The sequence below is a fragment of the Rhizobium sp. CF080 genome (genome assembly GCF_000282095.2).
Classification (GTDB): Bacteria; Pseudomonadota; Alphaproteobacteria; order Rhizobiales; family Rhizobiaceae; genus Neorhizobium.
In genome coordinates this window covers 302,768-319,020 of the sequence record NZ_AKKC02000002.1, presented here as the reverse complement: position 1 = coordinate 319,020, position 16,253 = coordinate 302,768, and the positions used below count along the sequence as shown (strand labels likewise).

Sequence of the window (16,253 nt, the reverse complement as noted above, 5' to 3'; positions counted from 1 at the left end):
TGTCTATTATTGCTTCGGCCGGGATTTCGGATCGAGCAGAATCTCGACGCGCCCGCCACAGGCATCAAGCTTGGCCTGGCCGGTTTCCATCAGCACGGTGAGCTTGCAGCCCTTGAAGACGTTGGGACCTTCGGAGAGCACGACCTGCTTGCCCGAAAGCACGAAGGTCTGGGCTGCCATGTCGAACTCGCCCTTTTCGGCGGTCGCCTGCTGCGTGCCCGAGGTCAGGAACACCGTGTCGTCGAGGAAGATCTTGTCGATATTGGCATTGCCCGAGGTAACCGATGAGCCTTCGCCGGTATAGAGGACCGTCATCTTGCCGGCCTTCATCGTGGTCGTGCCCTGCACGACCTGGACGTTGCCGGTGAAATAGGCCTTCTTTTCCTGCTCCTTGATCTCAAGCTGGTCGCTCTGGATCTGGATCGGCTGGTCGCCGGAAAGCTTGAGGCCTTCCATCTGGCTGGTGGTCGTCTGGGCCTGCGCGGTCGCCGCCAGACAGGAGACGAATCCTGCCGCGATCAGAACTGCGGTATTGCGTGTAAGAAGGCGGCGATGGGTCATGACGGCCGGGCTCTACTTGCCTTGGTTGCGGATGGTGGCTGGGTCGAGATGAAGGCGAACCTGGCCCTTGAAGGTGATGGTTCGTCCCTTATCCGTTATCTTTAAAGACTCTGCAACAATAGAGCCCTCTTTCATGGATATATCGACGTGCTCGGGTGAATCCATCACACCCGCGTTGATATCGAGATGGGCGGACTTGAACCGGGCGGTGATCCCGTTGCTCAGATTGACATCGAACGGGGAGTTGAGATCGAGCATGTCGGCACCACGGTCGAAATCCGCGGTGGTCGCAGTCACCCGCGCGATCACGTCGTCATTGACCGGTACGGCGGCCTTGACGTCCTCGAGCGTGATCATGTTCGAGTTCTGGATATCCTGCAGCGCGCGGTTGGCGGTCATCGAGTAGCTGATGCCGTCCTTGTTGCGGCCCGATATCGCCGGCCGCTCCATGACGATCTTGCCGTTTTCGATGCGGGCGTTTTCGATCGAAAGGTTTTCGGGCAGGTAGGCACGGATGATCGAAATCCCGATGAAGGCGGCCGAAATCACGCCGGCTAGGATCGGCAGCAATATCTTGAGCTTGTGCACGAGCGCGGAATGCGCAAGCGCTGCCTGATAGGCATCCGCATGCGGCTCCAGCGCCGCTGCAAAGCCTGCCGTTTTTCGAATATGCTGCAGCATGAGTGCCGGATAGTTCCTTAATAGCCCGTCTCCGTCCTCGTCTCGTCATACCGATGAGACGGGTGGGAGCTTTGCTTTGTCCGCCAATATGGTTTTTATTCATCAACAAACAATAACGGACAACATAAAAACGTGATGTGAGCTGCTGCAAAACACGCTAGAGAGCCTATTTAGCAACGACGGCGCATCTCGAAGGGTGATTTCATGGATCAAATGGCAATTGCGGACCGGCGTTCCCTGCGCCGCAAGCTGAGTTTCTGGCGGGTTGTCGCACTTGTTTTCCTGGTTGGCATGGGATTTGCGCTTTACCGGGTCGTTGCCGGCGAGAGCGCCGGATCCGCCGTGCCCCATGTCGCCCGCATCGAAATCTCCGGCTTGATCACCGACGACAAGGAATTGCTGGTGCGCCTCGACAGGATCGCTGAAAGCAGCCAGGCTAGGGCGCTGATCGTCTCGATCTCCTCGCCGGGCGGAACCACCTATGGCGGCGAGCGCATCTTCAAGGCGATCCGCAAGGTTTCCGAAAAGAAGCCGGTCGTATCCGACATCCGCACGCTGGCCGCGTCGGCCGGCTACATGATCGCCACAGCCGGTGACCAGATCGTCGCGGGCGAAAGCTCGATCACCGGCTCGATCGGCGTGATCTTCCAGTATCCCCAGATCGACGAAGTGATGAAGAAGATCGGCGTCTCGCTCGAGGAGATAAAGTCCGCGCCCCTGAAGGCCGAGCCGTCGCCCTTCCATCCGGCAAGCGAAGAAGCCAAGACGATGATCCGCAACATGGTGATGGACAGCTACGCTTGGTTCGTCGACCTGGTTGCCGACCGCCGCAAGATGCCGCGTGACGAAGTCCTGAAGCTCGCGGACGGCACCATCTTCACCGGTCGCCAGGCGCTCAACGTCAAGCTGGTCGACAAACTCGGCGGCGAGGAGGACATCCGCGATTATCTGGAATCCCGCGGCGTCTCGAAAGGCCTGCCGATCGTCGATTGGAAAGAACGCAAATCCTCCTCGTCCTTCTGGTTCGCGAGCGCTGTCAGCGAGTTCTTCAAGCTCTCCGGTTTCGGCCAGGCGCTCACTCCCGACGCGCTTCGCGCCTTCGGCGCAGACAAGTTGTTTCTTGACGGTCTTGTCTCCGTTTGGCAGGTTGGGCGCGGTTAAAAATCTAAACTTTTCAGGGGGCAACCGTGATCAAGTCAGAACTGGTGCAGATCGTTGCGGCTCGCAATCCGCATCTCTACCACCGCGACGTCGAGAACATCGTCAATGCCGTGCTCGACGAGATCACAGATGCCCTGGCAGGCGGAAATCGCGTCGAACTGCGTGGCTTCGGTGCGTTTTCGGTGAAGAACCGTCCCTCCCGGTCCGGTCGCAATCCGCGCACCGGTGAGAGCGTTTTCGTCGAGGAGAAATGGGTTCCTTTCTTCAAGACAGGCAAGGAACTGCGAGAGCGCCTGAACCCGGGCCTCGATGACGAAGAAGATTGATCTCTCCGGCGCGGCTTTCCGCCGCCCTTGAAACCCCACAAAGCGCGCCTATTCTGCAACAGACGCTGGTAAAACAGCAGACAGTCTGCTGCCGGAGATTCACATGGATAAGTTCAAAAAGATCGTCTCGCTCGTGGTCTTCGTACCGCTCGGCATCGTTCTGATCGTGCTCGCCGTCGCGAACCGTCAGATGGTCACCCTGGCGCTCAATCCCTTCCGGCCGGAAGACGGCATGCTGGCGGTGAGCGCACCCTTCTTCCTGTTCCTGTTTCTGGCCTTGCTGATCGGGATGTTCATCGGCTCGTTCGTGACCTGGTGGAGCCAGGGCAAACACCGCAAACAGGCTCGCGTCGAAGCGCGCGAAGCGGTTCGGTGGCAGAACGAGCACAAGGCCGCCGTCGCGGGACGGCCGGCCTCGGCTCAACTTCCTTCGAAATAAATTCAGGCGAAGTAGATTAGGCCTGAGCCGCCTTGGCAACCACGGCCTTGTTGAAGTCCGCGAAGAACTGGCCGGCGAGCTTCTGCGAGGTCGAATCGATCAGCCGTGAGCCGAGCTGCGCAAGCTTGCCGCCGACCTGCGCCTTGGTGGAGTAGCGCAGCAGGGTGTCGCTGCCGTCTTCGAGGAGTGTAACGGTCGCCGAACCCTTGGCGAAGCCTGCGATGCCGCCCTTGCCTTCGCCTGAAATCGTGTAGCTTTCCGGCGGGTTGATGTCGGAGAGGGTGACTTCGCCGGAGAAGCTCGCCGAGACCGGACCGACCTTCAGCTTGACCGTCGCGGCAAGCTCGGTCGGAGACCTCTGTTCGAGGGTCTGGCAACCGGGAATGCACTGGCGAAGGATTTCCGGGTCGTTCAACGCCGCCCAGACCACTTCGCGAGGTGCCGCAATACGTTCTTCGCCGCCCATATCCATGTGATGATCCTCCAAGAGTGCGTTTCTCAGGCCTTATTGCAAGGTCCCGATCCTTTGCCAAGTAGGACAAAGGGAGGGACAATATGCGCAATGTAGTATCGTATGACAAGGTGGCGGCTTGCAGGATTCTTCGATAAGAGCCGCTTTGAAGAACGGCTGCCAGATGTTATCTGCTGCCCAAGACCAGAACCAAGCGGATGAACGCATTGAAGAACAAGGAAAGGCGGCCGGTCCAGAAGACCCGGAGCGAAGGGGGCAATCGCCCCTCTTACGGGCATGACGGCGCCAAGAGATCAGCTCCCGTCAAGCAGGCCCCCCGGCTGCAGGAAAAGACAGCCAAACCGGCCCCGGTGGCAGCGCCGGTGGAAACCCGCGCGCTTTTGCCCCGCAGCGGCGAGCGACCACCCGAGCGTGTGCCGGTTATCCTCGAATCCTCGGGCGCTGGTGATTTCCACCTGATCGACAGTGGCAACGCGCTGAAACTGGAGCAATACGGTCCCTACCGCATCGTCCGGCCGGAAGCGCAGGCGCTCTGGCAGCCATCGCTTGCCGGCCATGTCTGGGAAAAGGCGGACGCCGTCTTTACCGGTGATACGGACGAGGACGGCATGGGCCGCTGGAGATTCTCCGAGGCGCTCGGTGAAACCTGGCCGCTATCGCTGCTCGGCGTTGATTTCCTCGGCCGCTTCACCTCCTTCCGCCATGTCGGCGTCTTCCCGGAGCAGATCGTTCACTGGGAGTGGATGAAGAGCCGCATCGAGGAGGTGAAACGCCCGGTGAAGGTGCTGAACCTGTTCGGTTATACCGGCGTCGCATCGCTGGTGGCGGCGGCTGCCGGGGCGGAAGTCACTCATGTGGACGCCTCCAAGAAAGCGATCGGCTGGGCGCGCGAAAACCAGTCGCTCGCCCGCCTGGACAAGGCGCCGATCCGCTGGATCTGCGAGGATGCGATGAAGTTCATCCTGCGCGAGGAGCGTCGCGGCAACCGCTACGACATCATCCTTACCGATCCGCCGAAATTCGGCCGCGGTCCGAACGGCGAGGTCTGGCAGCTTTTCGATCACCTGCCGCTGATGCTCGACATCTGCCGCGAACTGCTGTCGCCAAAGGCGATCGGCCTGGTGCTGACCGCCTATTCGATCCGGGCCAGCTTCTATTCCATCCATGAGTTGATGCGCGAGACGATGCGTGGCGCCGGCGGTGCCGTGGAATCGGGCGAACTCGTCATCCGCGAGGCGGGGCTGGACGGCAAGACGCCGGGCCGCGCGCTTTCCACATCCCTTTTCAGTCGCTGGGTGCCGGCATGACCGACGATTTTCAGAAGTCCGGAGCAAGACGGGTCGGCCAGGTGAAGGAAGTCACCTCGCTTTCCAATCCGATCATCAAGGACATCAAGGCGCTCACCAACAAGAAGGACCGCGAAGAGAGCGGCACCTTCATGGCCGAAGGCCTGAAGCTCGTCATCGATGCGCTCGAACTCGGCTGGACGATCCGCACACTCGTCTATGCCAAGGCAGCCAAGGGCAAGACGCTGGTCGAGCAGGTGGCGGCAAAGACCGTCGCCCATGGCGGGCTGGTGCTGGAGGTGAGCGAAAAGGTGCTCTCCTCCGTCACCCGCCGCGACAATCCGCAGATGGTCGTCGGAATTTTCGAGCAGCGCTGGAAGAGGCTCGACGATCTGCGGCCGGGCAGGGACGAGACGCTGGTGGCGCTCGACCGCGTCCGTGACCCCGGCAATCTCGGCACAATTATCCGCACGGCCGATGCGGCCGGCGCTTCCGGCGTCATCCTGGTCGGCGAATGCACCGATCCCTTTTCGCTGGAAACCGTACGCGCCACCATGGGTTCGGTTTTCGCCATGCCGGTTGTCAAATGTTCGGCTGAGGAGTTCCTCACCTGGCAGAAGCGTTCCGGCACACAGGTCGTGGCCACCCATCTCGCCGGCGCCGTCGACTACCGCACCGTGGATTATGCGAAGAAGCCGGTCGTGCTGCTGATGGGCAACGAGCAGTCCGGCCTGCCGGACAATCTTGCCAAGGCGGCCGATCGTACGGTTCGCATTCCCCAGCAGGGCAGGGCCGATTCGCTCAACCTTGCCGTCGCCTCTGCCGTGATGCTCTTCGAAGCCCGCCGCCATCTGCTGACCCTGGACGACAAGAAATGACCGGACGCGTAGCCCTCCTTTCGCGGCCTCTAATGGCGCTGATCGTCATCGTCATCGCGGTCGCCCTCGATCAGGTGGTGAAGATCGCCGTCGAGAACAATCTTCCGATGCAGGAGGCGGTGCCGCTGCTCCCGGTGCTGGCGCTCTACCGAACCTATAACCTCGGCGTCGCCTTCTCGCTGCTGTCCGGCATGGAGCGGGAATTCATCGTCGGCATGCGGGTGCTGATCGTCGCCTTCGTGCTCTGGCTCTGGCGCCGCACGCCGAAGGATCGTCCTTTCGCCCACAGCGGCTTCGCGTTGATCATCGCCGGCGCGATCGGCAATCTGATCGATGGCTTCGCCTATGGCCATGTGATCGACTACATCCTGTTCCACACCGAGACTTGGGCGTTTGCCGTCTTCAATCTGGCGGACAGTTTCATCACAATCGGGGCGGGGCTGGTGATCCTCGACGAGCTGTTCGGGCCGAAAAAGGTCGATCAGTAAAATTTTACCTGATTGCTCTAAGGATTGGGAAAGAAACCTCGTTAGTCTTTCCCAATGCGAGATATCGCCGACATACATGAACGTATCTCCAAGGCGTTCGCCTCTTCCGCCGCGGCCGATATGGCCGAACCGGTGGCGGAAAAGGTCGTGCCCGCGTTAGGATTGCGGCAGGGTGAGGAGGGGAGCGCACCGCGCAGCGCATTTGCCTCGCTCTTTTCCCGGATCTCCGAATGGCGCCGCCAGCGCACCGTCCCGCGGCTCCAGCATGCCCTGAAGAACGCCGAGGCAGCGAGCGCCGCCAAATCCCGACAGATCGCCACGGTCGTCCATGAGATCCGCACGCCGCTCAACGGCATTCTCGGCATGACCCATCTGCTCGGCCAGACCAAGCTGACTGCGGAACAGCAGAATTATCTGAGCGGGATCCGCCAGTCCGGTTATGCGCTGGTGCAGCTCGTCGAGGACCTGCTCGATTATTCGACTCTGGAAGCCGGCCGTTTCCGGCTCAACAACCGGGCGGAAAACCTCCGCCACCTGATCGAAAACGTCGTCGAGATGCTGGCGCCTCGCGCCCATGAAAAGCGCATCGAGATCGCCGCGACAATGGCTGCCGATCTGCCCGATCTTCTCGATTTCGACCCGGGGCGCATCCGGCAGGTGCTGTTCAACGTCATCGGCAATGCGGTGAAGTTCACCGCCCATGGCGGCGTGCTGGTGCGCGCCCTGGTTGAAGAAGGCAATGTCTCGATCGCCGTCGTCGATACAGGCCCCGGCATGGCGCCCCAGGAAATGGCGCGGGTTTTCGGGGAGTTCGAGCAGGCGGGCTCAGCCGAGGCACGCAGCGGCGGCACGGGTCTCGGGCTTGGCATAGCATCCCGTATCCTGACGGAATTCGGCGGGTCGCTTTCCGTCACCAGTCAGAAGGGGGCTGGCAGCACGTTCACGATCCGCTTCCCTCTGCATTTTGCGGAAACCGCGCAATCGGGTGCAGGCGAGCGCAATCAGTTGCTCGCCATGTCCCGGGTTCTGCTTCTGGCGCCCGAAGGACCGGCGGCCAAGGCGACGGTGGCGACGATCGAAACGCTTGGCGGTCGCTGCCGGCATGTCGCCAATACGGCCGACGCCCAGATGCTGATCGACCGCGCCGAGGCCGGCCCGGCTCCCTATACCGACCTGATCGTCGATCACCGGCTTGCCTCCGACTATGCCAACGAAAAGGCGCATGCGCCGCTCCACCGTATCCTGCTCGTCAACCCCGAGGAACGGGCCTCTCAGCCTCAGGATTTCTTTGACGCCTGGCTCATCCGGCCGCTTCGGGAAAAGTCCCTGATCGACGTGCTGAGCGGCCGCCTGCGTGGCTTCGGCACGCGCGACGCGCTGAACGACAACCAGGCCATGCCGCCACCGCCCGTCATCGAAAAGCATGGCGAAGGGCTTGATGTGCTGCTCGGCGAGGACGATCCCGTCAACGCGCTCATCATCCGCTCGGTCCTCACAAAAGCAGGCCATCGGGTTCGCCTGATCGAGGATTTCCCCACATTGATCGAGGTTGCGCTCGACCGGGACACGCCGCTCGATCTCATCGTTTCCGACATGCACATGCCCGGCGGAGATGTGTTCAGCCTCCTGGCGGCTCTGCGCGCCGACGAGCAGAACGGCCTCCGGTCGCTGGTCCCGGTGATCGTGCTGACGGGTGAGAGCCGGGAGGCGACGCATCGGGAGGCGCTTCTGAACGGCGCAAGCCGCGTTCTGGCAAAGCCGGCCGATCCGCTGGCGCTGCTGGAGGAAGTCCGAATTCTGGGAGTTCTCTCCGCCGAGCGCCAACAGGCGCGTTGACGCGACCATCCGTGGAACCTATTGTGACAGTGAATGTCACGTTCTTGTCGCAGAGAAGTGATTTAAGGCGGTGATCAAACCGGGACGGGGAGAATCACCTTGGCAATTGAACTCCTGAACCGTGAAGTGATACCTGAAACAACCCAGGCGCCGGCCTCTGCTCCGGTAAGCGGCGATGTCTTCGGCCGCATTGGCACGCTCGAAACGCGGCTTGCCCGCAGCGAGCGCGAGATCGATGCCGCTCAGGCGGTCCGCTATCGCGTATTCGTCGAGGAAATGAACGCGACCTTGAGCCCGGAGGCCATGCGCAGCCGCCGCGATGTCGATGCCTTTGACGCGATCTGCGATCATCTTCTGGTCGTCGACAACGCAATCGAAGGCGATATCGAAGACCAGATCGTCGGCACGTACCGCCTGCTGCGCCAGGAAGTGGCGCTTGCCAATAACGGCTTCTATTCGGCATCGGAATTCGACATCGAACCGCTGCTCGCCCGTCATCCCGACAAGCAGTTCATGGAACTCGGCCGCTCCTGCGTCCTGCCGGACTACCGCACCAAGCGCACTGTGGAACTGCTCTGGCAGGGCAATTGGGCCTATTCCCTGAAGCACGGCATGAACGCCATGTTCGGCTGCGCGTCCTTCCCGGGCGTTTCGCCTGAAGAGCACGCCATGGCGCTGTCCTTCCTGCATCATACGGTCTCGACCAAGGGCGACTGGGCGGTTTCGGCGCTGCCGGAACTCTATCGCTCAATGGATCTGATGCCGATGGAAGGGGTCAACGCCCGCAAGGCACTTTCCCTGTTGCCGCCGCTGATCAAGGGATATCTGCGCCTCGGCGCCATGGTGGGCGACGGTGCTGTCATCGACCACGCCTTCAACACGACCGACGTGCTGATCGTCCTGCCGATCTCCTCGATCTCCGACCGCTACATCAGCCATTTCGGCGCCGATGCGGGGCGTTTCGCGAGCTGAGTTATCAGCAAAAATGATGGCCTTCGCCCATACGACGAAAATTACCTTACGAGCTGAATCGTTCCACTATATCGCGCGATCGTCTCATCTGAGGTCAGGAGCAGCATACCTTCCGAAATGCTCTGCGCGATCAGCATCCGGTCGAATGGGTCTTTATGGATGGGCGGCAGGCCCGCCAAGGCAAAAGCGTGCCGGCTGTTTAGAGGGAGCTCTTCATATTCGTTGTCCAGCAGCTCGGAATAGAGCTGCATGACATCGACGTGGTAATCGATCTTTCCGAGTGCGCTCTTGATTGCAAGTTCCCAGAGGCTTGCGGCGCTGAAAAAGAAACGGTGTTCGCCATCTTCCAAAAGGCGCTCAACGATTTTAGGTAACCTCGGCGACTCTTCGGATATCCAGACAAGAAGGTGCGAGTCGAGAAGGATCCTCACTTGTGCTCGCCATAGAACATGTCTTCGATCTCCTTGGCGAACATCGTGTCGAAGTCGTCCGGAACCGAAATCTGGCCCTTCAGGAAGCCGATCCGGCGTTTCTTCTTCGGTTCTTCCGAAGGCACCTCTTCCAGAGGCACGACCTTCACCATCGGCTTTCCGGCCTTGGCGATGACAAAAGCTTCGCCGTTCGCCGCCTCTTCAACGAGACGCGACAAGTGAGTCTTGGCTTCATGGATATTGACGGTCTTCATGAGCAGCGACCTCAAGTGGACTTAGTTCACTGAACTTAGTCCACTTGGAGTTCGCTTTCAAGAAACTACGTTCCGGCGTTGTAGGCCGCGATTGCCGCCATGTTGACGATATCGCTGTCCTTGGCGCCCATCGAGGTGATTTGCACCGACTTATCAAGACCGACGAGCAGCGGGCCGATCACGGTCGAAGCGCCGAGCTCCTGCAGCATGCGGGTCGAGATCGAGGCGGAGTGGATCGCCGGCATGACCAGTACGTTGGCCGTGCCCGAGAGGCGGCAGAACGGATACTGCTCCATCCGGTGCGGGTTGAGGGCCACGTCCGCGGCCATCTCGCCGTCATATTCGAAATCCACGCGACGCTGGTCGAGGATCTTGACTGCCTCGCGGACCCGCTCCGAACGCTCGCCGATCGGTTGGCCGAAGGTGGAATAGGCGAGCATGGCGACGCGCGGCTCGTAGCCCATGCGCTTTGCGACACGCGCAGCTTCGATGGCGATATCCGCAAGATCTTCCGCGTTCGGCATGTCGTGCACGGCGGTGTCGGCGACGAAGATCGTCCGGCCGCGCGAGATCACCAGCGACACGCCGATCACCTTGTGCCCCGGCTTCGGATCGATGCAGCGGCGGACGTCCTGCAAGGCCGTCGCATAGTTGCGGGTCGTGCCGGTCACCATCGCATCCGCATCGCCGATTGCCACCATGGTGGCCGCGAAATGGTTGCGGTCGTTATGGATCAGGCGCTGAACGTCGCGATAGAGGAGCCCCTCGCGCTGCAGCCGCGCATAGAGGTGGTCGATATAGGCATCGACCCGATTGGACAGGCGTGCGTTGACGACTTCGATGCCGGGGCGGTCGAGATCGATGCCTGCCTTTTCCGCCGTCGCGCGGATGATATCGTCACGGCCGAGAAGGATGGCAGTGCCGAGCTTCTGGCTGGTGAAGGAAATCGCGGCGCGCATGACCTGCTCTTCTTCGGCCTCGGCGAATACGACCCGCTTGGGGAACCGGCGGACACGTTCGTAGATGCCCTGCGTCGTTGCGGCGATCGGATCGCGGCGGGCGGAAAGCTCGCGGCCATACGCGGCAAGATCGGCGATGTTCCTGCGGGCGACGCCGCTTTCCATCGCCGCTTCGGCGACGGCGACCGGGATCGCCGAGATGAGGCGCGGGTCGAAGGGGACGGGGATGATGTATTGCGCACCGAAACGGGGGCGGTTGCCCTGGTAGGCGGCGGCAACGTCATCCGGCACGTCTTCGCGGGCGAGATTGGCAAGCGCCTTGACGGCGGCGATCTTCATCGCGTCGTTGATCTGGCTGGCGCGGACGTCAAGTGCGCCGCGGAAGATATAGGGGAAGCCCAGCACGTTGTTGACCTGGTTCGGATAATCCGAACGGCCGGTCGCCATGATTGCGTCGTCGCGAATGCGGGCGACCTCTTCCGGGGTGATCTCCGGATCCGGGTTGGCCATCGCGAAGATGATCGGCCTGTCCGCCATCGAACGGATCATCTCTTCGGTAAAGGCGCCCTTCTGGGAAAGGCCGAACACGACATCCGCGTCCTTCATCGCCTCTTCCAGGGTCCGTTTCGTGGTTTTTGCCGCATGGGCGGATTTCCACTGGTTCATCCCCTCGGTGCGGCCCTGGTAGATGACGCCCTTGGTGTCGACCAGGATGATGTTCTCCGAAGCAAAGCCCATCGCCTTGATCAGCTCGATGCAGGCGATGGCTGCCGCGCCGGCGCCGTTGCAGACGAGTTTGGTGGTCTTCAGGTCGCGGCCGGTCAGCTCCAACGCGTTGATCAGGCCGGCGGCGGCGATGATCGCCGTTCCGTGCTGGTCGTCATGGAAGACCGGAATGTCCATCAGCTCGCGCAGGCGGCTTTCGATGATGAAGCACTCCGGCGCCTTGATGTCCTCGAGATTGATGCCGCCGAAGGAAGGGCCGAGGAAACGCACGCAGTTGATGAATTCATCGACGTTCTCGGTATCGACTTCAAGGTCGATGGAATCGACGTCGGCGAAGCGCTTGAACAGTACTGCCTTGCCTTCCATCACCGGCTTCGAGGCGAGCGCCCCGAGATTGCCGAGGCCGAGGATCGCCGTGCCGTTGGAAATGACGGCCACCATGTTGCCGCGCGTCGTATAGTCATAGGCGGTTGCCGGGTTTGCGGCGATTGCCAAGACCGGCACGGCGACGCCTGGCGAATAGGCCAGCGACAGGTCGCGCTGGGTCGCCATCGGCTTGGTGGGAACCACTTCGAGTTTACCGGGGCGGCCTTCCGAATGGAAATCGAGTGCTTCCTGTTCGGTTACGGAAGCGCGCGAACGTGCGGCCTTCTCCGTGGCCTTGTCCTTAGCAGGCATGTCTCCTCCAGCTTTTTGTGGGCAGCCGTCCTCTAGGCCGCAGCAGATGTTGTCTTTCAGGTGTCTTCATCGATAGTGTCGCAAGTTCCAGCGCGCAACAAAAAATCGGTTCCGTGACCCAGTTTGAAAGATTCCCCATCGACGCCCTGAATACTGCCGAGCTTGCCTCGGAGGAAAGCCGCGCCTCGGCGACGCCGATGATGGAGCAATATATCGAGATCAAGGCGAACAATCCGGGTTCGCTGCTCTTCTATCGCATGGGCGATTTCTACGAGCTGTTCTTCGAGGATGCGGTCGATGCGTCCCGCGCTCTCGGCATCACGCTCACCAAGCGCGGCCAGCATCTCGGTCGCGACATCCCGATGTGCGGCGTGCCGGTGCATGCCGCCGACGACTATCTGCAGAAGCTGATCTCGCTCGGTTTCCGCGTCGCCGTCTGCGAACAGGTGGAAGATCCGGCGGAGGCCAAGAAGCGCGGCTCGAAGTCGGTGGTGAAACGCGATGTCGTGCGGCTGGTGACACCCGGCACGATCACCGAGGAAAAGCTGCTTTCGCCCTCCGAGTCGAACTACCTGATGGCGCTCGCCCGCATCAAGGGCGCGGCCGAGCCTCTCCTGGCGCTCGCCTGGATCGATATCTCGACGGGTGTCTTCCGGCTCGCCGAGACCGATCAGTCGCGGCTGCTTGCCGATATCCTGCGCATTGATCCGCGTGAGCTGATCCTGCCGGACACGATGTTCCATGACGCCGAGCTGAAGCCGGTCTTCGACGTGCTCGGCAAGGTCGCGGTGCCGCAGCCGTCCGTGCTCTTCGACAGCGCCAGCGCCGAGGGCCGCATAACCCGCTATTTCGGCGTCGGCACGCTCGAAGGTTTCGGCAATTTTTCCCGCGCGGAACTGGCCGCTGCCGCTGCCGCCGTCGCTTATGTGGAAAAGACCCAAATCGCCGAACGACCCCCGCTCGGCCGCCCGGAGCGCGAAAGCGGCGCCTCGACGCTGTTCATCGACCCGGCGACCCGCGGCAATCTGGAATTGACCAAGACTTTGTCGGGCGAGCGTGAAGGCACGCTTCTGAAGGCGATCGACCGCACGGTGACCGGCGGCGGGGCTCGCCTGCTCGCAGAACGGCTGATGTCGCCGCTGACCGATCCAGACCGCATCAATCGGCGCCTCGATTCCATCTCATTCCTGCTGGAAGAACCGTCTCTCTGCAGTGAGCTGCGCTCCGGGCTGAAGCATGTGCCGGATATGCCGCGCGCCTTGTCGCGCCTGGCGCTCGACCGTGGCGGCCCTCGCGATCTCGGCAGTATCCTGCAGGGGTTGGAAGCGGCCCGCGGTGTCGCGGCCTTCCTCGACCGGGCGATGTTGCCCGAGGAACTGGGGCAGGCGCTCGACGACCTGAAGGCTCTGCCGCTTCATCTGGAATCCATGCTCGGCAATATGCTGGCGGAGGAACTGCCGCTTTTGAAGCGCGACGGCGGCTTCCTTGCCGAAGGCGCTCATTCCGAGCTCGACGAAGTCCGGGCACTGCGCGACCAGTCCCGGCGGGTCATCGCCGCACTCCAGCTCCAATATGCCGAGGAAACCGGCATCAAGTCGCTGAAGATCAAGCACAACAACGTGCTCGGCTATTTCATCGAAGTGACCGCCGGCAATTCTGGCACGATGACCGATACGCCGGAAGGCAAGGCCCGATTCATCCACCGCCAGACCATGGCAAGCGCCATGCGCTTCACGACGACGGAACTTGCCGATCTCGAAAGCCGCATCGCCAACGCCGCCGACAAGGCGCTGACCATCGAGCTCGAAGCCTTCGACAAGATGGTCGCGGCGGTGACCTCGGAGGCTGAGGCGATCAAGGCCGGCGCCCGGGCGCTGGCAGTGATCGATGTCGCGGCGGCTCTTGCTATGCTCGCCGACGAGTGGAGCTACCGTCGCCCGATCGTCGACGCCTCGCGGATGTTCGCGATCGAAGGCGGCCGCCATCCGGTGGTCGAGCAGGCGCTGCGCAAACAGTCCGTCGGCCCGTTCATCGCCAATGATTGCGATCTCTCGCCGCACAATGGCAGCGAATTCGGCGCGCTCTGGCTGCTGACTGGCCCCAACATGGGCGGCAAGTCGACTTTCCTGCGCCAGAACGCATTGATCGCCATCCTTGCGCAGATGGGCTCGTTCGTGCCGGCGACGTCGGCCCATATCGGCATCGTCGACCGGCTCTTCTCCCGCGTCGGCGCGTCCGACGATCTGGCCCGCGGCCGCTCCACCTTCATGGTCGAGATGGTCGAAACGGCCGCCATCCTCAATCAGGCGAGCGACCGTTCGCTGGTCATCCTCGACGAGATCGGCCGCGGGACTGCGACGTTCGACGGTCTGTCGATCGCCTGGGCCGCCGTGGAGCACCTGCACGAGGCAAACAAGTGCCGTGGCCTCTTCGCCACCCATTTCCACGAGCTGACGGTGCTGTCGGAAAAGCTGAACCGGCTTTCCAACGCCACGATGCGGGTGAAGGAATGGGATGGTGAGGTGATCTTCCTGCACGAAGTCGGCCCCGGCGCTGCCGACCGTTCCTACGGCATCCAGGTCGCGCGACTTGCCGGTCTTCCCGACTCGGTCGTCGCCCGCGCCCGCGACGTGCTGACCAAGCTCGAGGATTCCGACCGTAAGAACCCAGCGAGCCAGCTGATCGACGACCTGCCGCTCTTCCAGGTCGCGGTCCGCCGCGAAGAGGCAAAACGCGCCGGGCCGTCTAAGGTCGAGGACGCGCTGAAGGCCATCAACCCGGACGACATGACCCCCCGCGAAGCTCTGGACGCCCTCTATGCGCTGAAGAAGCAGCTGAAGGCCTGACGTTCCGGCAGGGATTCCAGAGTGTGCAGTCCTGAGTTATCCAAAGGTGGGGAATCGCGCCGGGCATAGCCTTGCCCGAACTTCGATCCGCATGCCTTTCGACCTCGAACGTGATAAAGGCCTTCAAGATCATGATTTAGGCCGCTTTCATCGGGGCTCCACGTGCTGTCCGTTCCTTTGCCCTTTCTTGCCGGCCTTGTTTTTGCGTTGACGCTCTACCGCAGCTTGAGGGGCGTCGAAGCGCCGGGCTCGCGTCGTTACTTCTTCGCTTTTCTCATTCTCTATGCCCTGCAGGGCGTGATCGTCGGCCTGCACTTCGGTTACGGCGTCAAGGCGCTTGCGCCGGTTCAGCCGATCACCGCCGCGATCATGCCGCCGCTTGCCTTCCTGGCGTTCCGTGCGTTGATGGACGAACCTCTCGAAAAGCCCTGGCTGCATATCCTGCCGCCCCTGGCTGTCGCCGCCTCTATCGGTTTTCTGCGCCATCTCGTCGATCCGTTGTTGCTGGTGATCTTCTTCGGCTACGGCATCGCACTCTGGCGCCTGACGCTCTTAGGTGGTGCGGACGTGATGGCGGAAGCCTCGCTTCCGCGCATGAGACCGGCTCTGCGCGCCGCCCGATTGACCGCGGGCCTGATGCTGTTCTTCGCCCTCAGCGACGCCTCGCTGGCCGTCTACACCAGTATCCACGGCGCGGGCGATGTGCCATTGGCTGTCACGATCATGAATCTGGCGGCGATCGCAGCTGTGATCGTCTACTATTTTTCACCCGATTTTTCGTCGGCCAAACCGGCTGCAGCTTCGCCTTCGATAGAACCGACGGAAGAAGACAGGGCCGCACTATCCCACATTGAGGTGGCTCTGGAAGAGGGCGAGCTTTATCGGAGCGAGGACCTGAGCCTCGCAAAGCTTGCCCGCAGAGCAAGGCTCCCCGCCCGTGAGGTCTCGGCCGCCATCAATCGCGCGACGGGGCTGAATGTCTCGCAATTCGTCAACAACCGCCGCATCGCCGAAGCCTGCCGCCTTTTGCGGGAAACCGAACTGACGGTGATCCAGATCATGCTCGACGTCGGCTTCTCGACGAAGTCGAACTTCAACCGTGAATTCCGCCGCGTGACGGGCATGAGCCCCAAGCAATGGAGGGTCGAGGCAAGGGCCGCACAAGACGGCGGTGCCAGAAAAACACGGGCTTGAACTTCGAAGCAGGAAGCAACAACTTTGAAACGTCCGATGATGATAATCGTTGGTCAAGGTGCCCT

The 16,253-nt window shown here is 61.7% G+C and carries 16 protein-coding genes; 10 read left to right on the top strand and 6 right to left on the bottom strand.

Annotation, left to right across the window (positions count from 1 at the left end):
- Window positions 1–6: 6 nt before the first annotated feature.
- Both PMI07_RS02715 and lptC read right to left on the bottom strand, forming a co-directional pair.
- Window positions 7–561, bottom strand: a complete 555-nt coding sequence (locus PMI07_RS02715; protein WP_007759839.1) for an LptA/OstA family protein — start codon at window positions 559–561, stop codon at window positions 7–9.
- Window positions 562–573: 12 nt separating this feature from the next.
- Entirely contained in the window at window positions 574–1,242 is a 669-nt protein-coding gene (gene lptC, locus PMI07_RS02710; protein ID WP_007759837.1) for an LPS export ABC transporter periplasmic protein LptC, read from the bottom strand.
- 204 nt (window positions 1,243–1,446) lie between these two features.
- On the opposite strand from lptC, the gene sppA reads away from it, so the two are divergent.
- The 3 genes from sppA (at window position 1,447) to PMI07_RS02695 (ending at window position 3,168) form a co-directional block, all read left to right on the top strand.
- Window positions 1,447–2,403, top strand: coding sequence for a signal peptide peptidase SppA (gene sppA, locus PMI07_RS02705; protein WP_007759835.1), 957 nt, complete (start codon window positions 1,447–1,449; stop codon window positions 2,401–2,403).
- Window positions 2,404–2,429: 26 nt separating this feature from the next.
- Complete coding sequence (locus PMI07_RS02700) at window positions 2,430–2,729, top strand: integration host factor subunit beta (protein WP_007759833.1); 300 nt, start codon at window positions 2,430–2,432, stop codon at window positions 2,727–2,729.
- 103 nt (window positions 2,730–2,832) lie between these two features.
- Entirely contained in the window at window positions 2,833–3,168 is a 336-nt protein-coding gene (locus PMI07_RS02695; RefSeq protein ID WP_007759831.1) for a lipopolysaccharide assembly protein LapA domain-containing protein, read from the top strand.
- A gap of 16 nt (window positions 3,169–3,184) precedes the next feature.
- Here the strand turns inward: PMI07_RS02695 and PMI07_RS02690 are convergent, their stop codons facing one another.
- Window positions 3,185–3,640, bottom strand: a complete 456-nt coding sequence (locus PMI07_RS02690; protein WP_007759830.1) for a carbon monoxide dehydrogenase subunit G — start codon at window positions 3,638–3,640, stop codon at window positions 3,185–3,187.
- 206 nt (window positions 3,641–3,846) lie between these two features.
- On the opposite strand from PMI07_RS02690, the gene PMI07_RS02685 reads away from it, so the two are divergent.
- From PMI07_RS02685 to PMI07_RS02665, 5 genes are all read left to right on the top strand, one after another.
- Entirely contained in the window at window positions 3,847–4,947 is a 1,101-nt protein-coding gene (locus PMI07_RS02685) for a class I SAM-dependent methyltransferase (protein WP_037085071.1), read from the top strand.
- The gene (locus PMI07_RS02680) at window positions 4,944–5,804 is read left to right on the top strand and encodes an RNA methyltransferase (protein WP_007759824.1); all 861 of its coding nucleotides are present in this window, start codon (window positions 4,944–4,946) and stop codon (window positions 5,802–5,804) included. Before PMI07_RS02685 ends, PMI07_RS02680 begins: the two co-directional genes overlap by 4 nt.
- Window positions 5,801–6,292: a signal peptidase II gene (gene lspA, locus PMI07_RS02675; protein WP_007759822.1), complete on the top strand. Its 492-nt coding sequence runs from the start codon at window positions 5,801–5,803 to the stop codon at window positions 6,290–6,292. The genes PMI07_RS02680 and lspA overlap by 4 nt, the downstream gene beginning before the upstream one ends.
- A 54-nt stretch (window positions 6,293–6,346) precedes the next feature.
- Window positions 6,347–8,128 carry an ATP-binding protein gene (locus tag PMI07_RS02670; protein ID WP_007759820.1) on the top strand — a complete coding sequence of 594 codons (1,782 nt, stop codon included), beginning with the start codon at window positions 6,347–6,349 and terminating at the stop codon, window positions 8,126–8,128.
- 99 nt (window positions 8,129–8,227) lie between these two features.
- Window positions 8,228–9,100, top strand: a complete 873-nt coding sequence (locus PMI07_RS02665) for a GNAT family N-acetyltransferase (RefSeq protein WP_007759818.1) — start codon at window positions 8,228–8,230, stop codon at window positions 9,098–9,100.
- A gap of 41 nt (window positions 9,101–9,141) precedes the next feature.
- Here the strand turns inward: PMI07_RS02665 and PMI07_RS02660 are convergent, their stop codons facing one another.
- The 3 genes from PMI07_RS02660 to PMI07_RS02650 form a co-directional block, all read right to left on the bottom strand.
- Complete coding sequence (locus tag PMI07_RS02660) at window positions 9,142–9,531, bottom strand: type II toxin-antitoxin system VapC family toxin (RefSeq protein ID WP_007759816.1); 390 nt, start codon at window positions 9,529–9,531, stop codon at window positions 9,142–9,144.
- Window positions 9,528–9,785 (bottom strand): type II toxin-antitoxin system prevent-host-death family antitoxin, encoded by a 258-nt coding sequence (locus tag PMI07_RS02655; RefSeq protein WP_007759814.1) that lies wholly within the window; start codon window positions 9,783–9,785, stop codon window positions 9,528–9,530. Before PMI07_RS02655 ends, PMI07_RS02660 begins: the two co-directional genes overlap by 4 nt.
- A gap of 65 nt (window positions 9,786–9,850) precedes the next feature.
- A complete protein-coding gene (locus tag PMI07_RS02650) occupies window positions 9,851–12,148 on the bottom strand; it encodes an NADP-dependent malic enzyme (protein WP_007759812.1) in 2,298 nt (765 codons plus the stop codon).
- A gap of 197 nt (window positions 12,149–12,345) precedes the next feature.
- Here PMI07_RS02650 and mutS point away from each other — a divergent pair, with 197 nt between their 5' ends.
- Together mutS and PMI07_RS02640 are read left to right on the top strand one after the other, a co-directional pair.
- Window positions 12,346–14,994: a DNA mismatch repair protein MutS gene (gene mutS / locus PMI07_RS02645; protein ID WP_081760648.1), complete on the top strand. Its 2,649-nt coding sequence runs from the start codon at window positions 12,346–12,348 to the stop codon at window positions 14,992–14,994.
- Between the two features lie 162 nt (window positions 14,995–15,156).
- Window positions 15,157–16,188 (top strand): AraC family transcriptional regulator, encoded by a 1,032-nt coding sequence (locus PMI07_RS02640; RefSeq protein ID WP_007759808.1) that lies wholly within the window; start codon window positions 15,157–15,159, stop codon window positions 16,186–16,188.
- The last annotated feature ends 65 nt before the right edge of the window (window positions 16,189–16,253 follow it).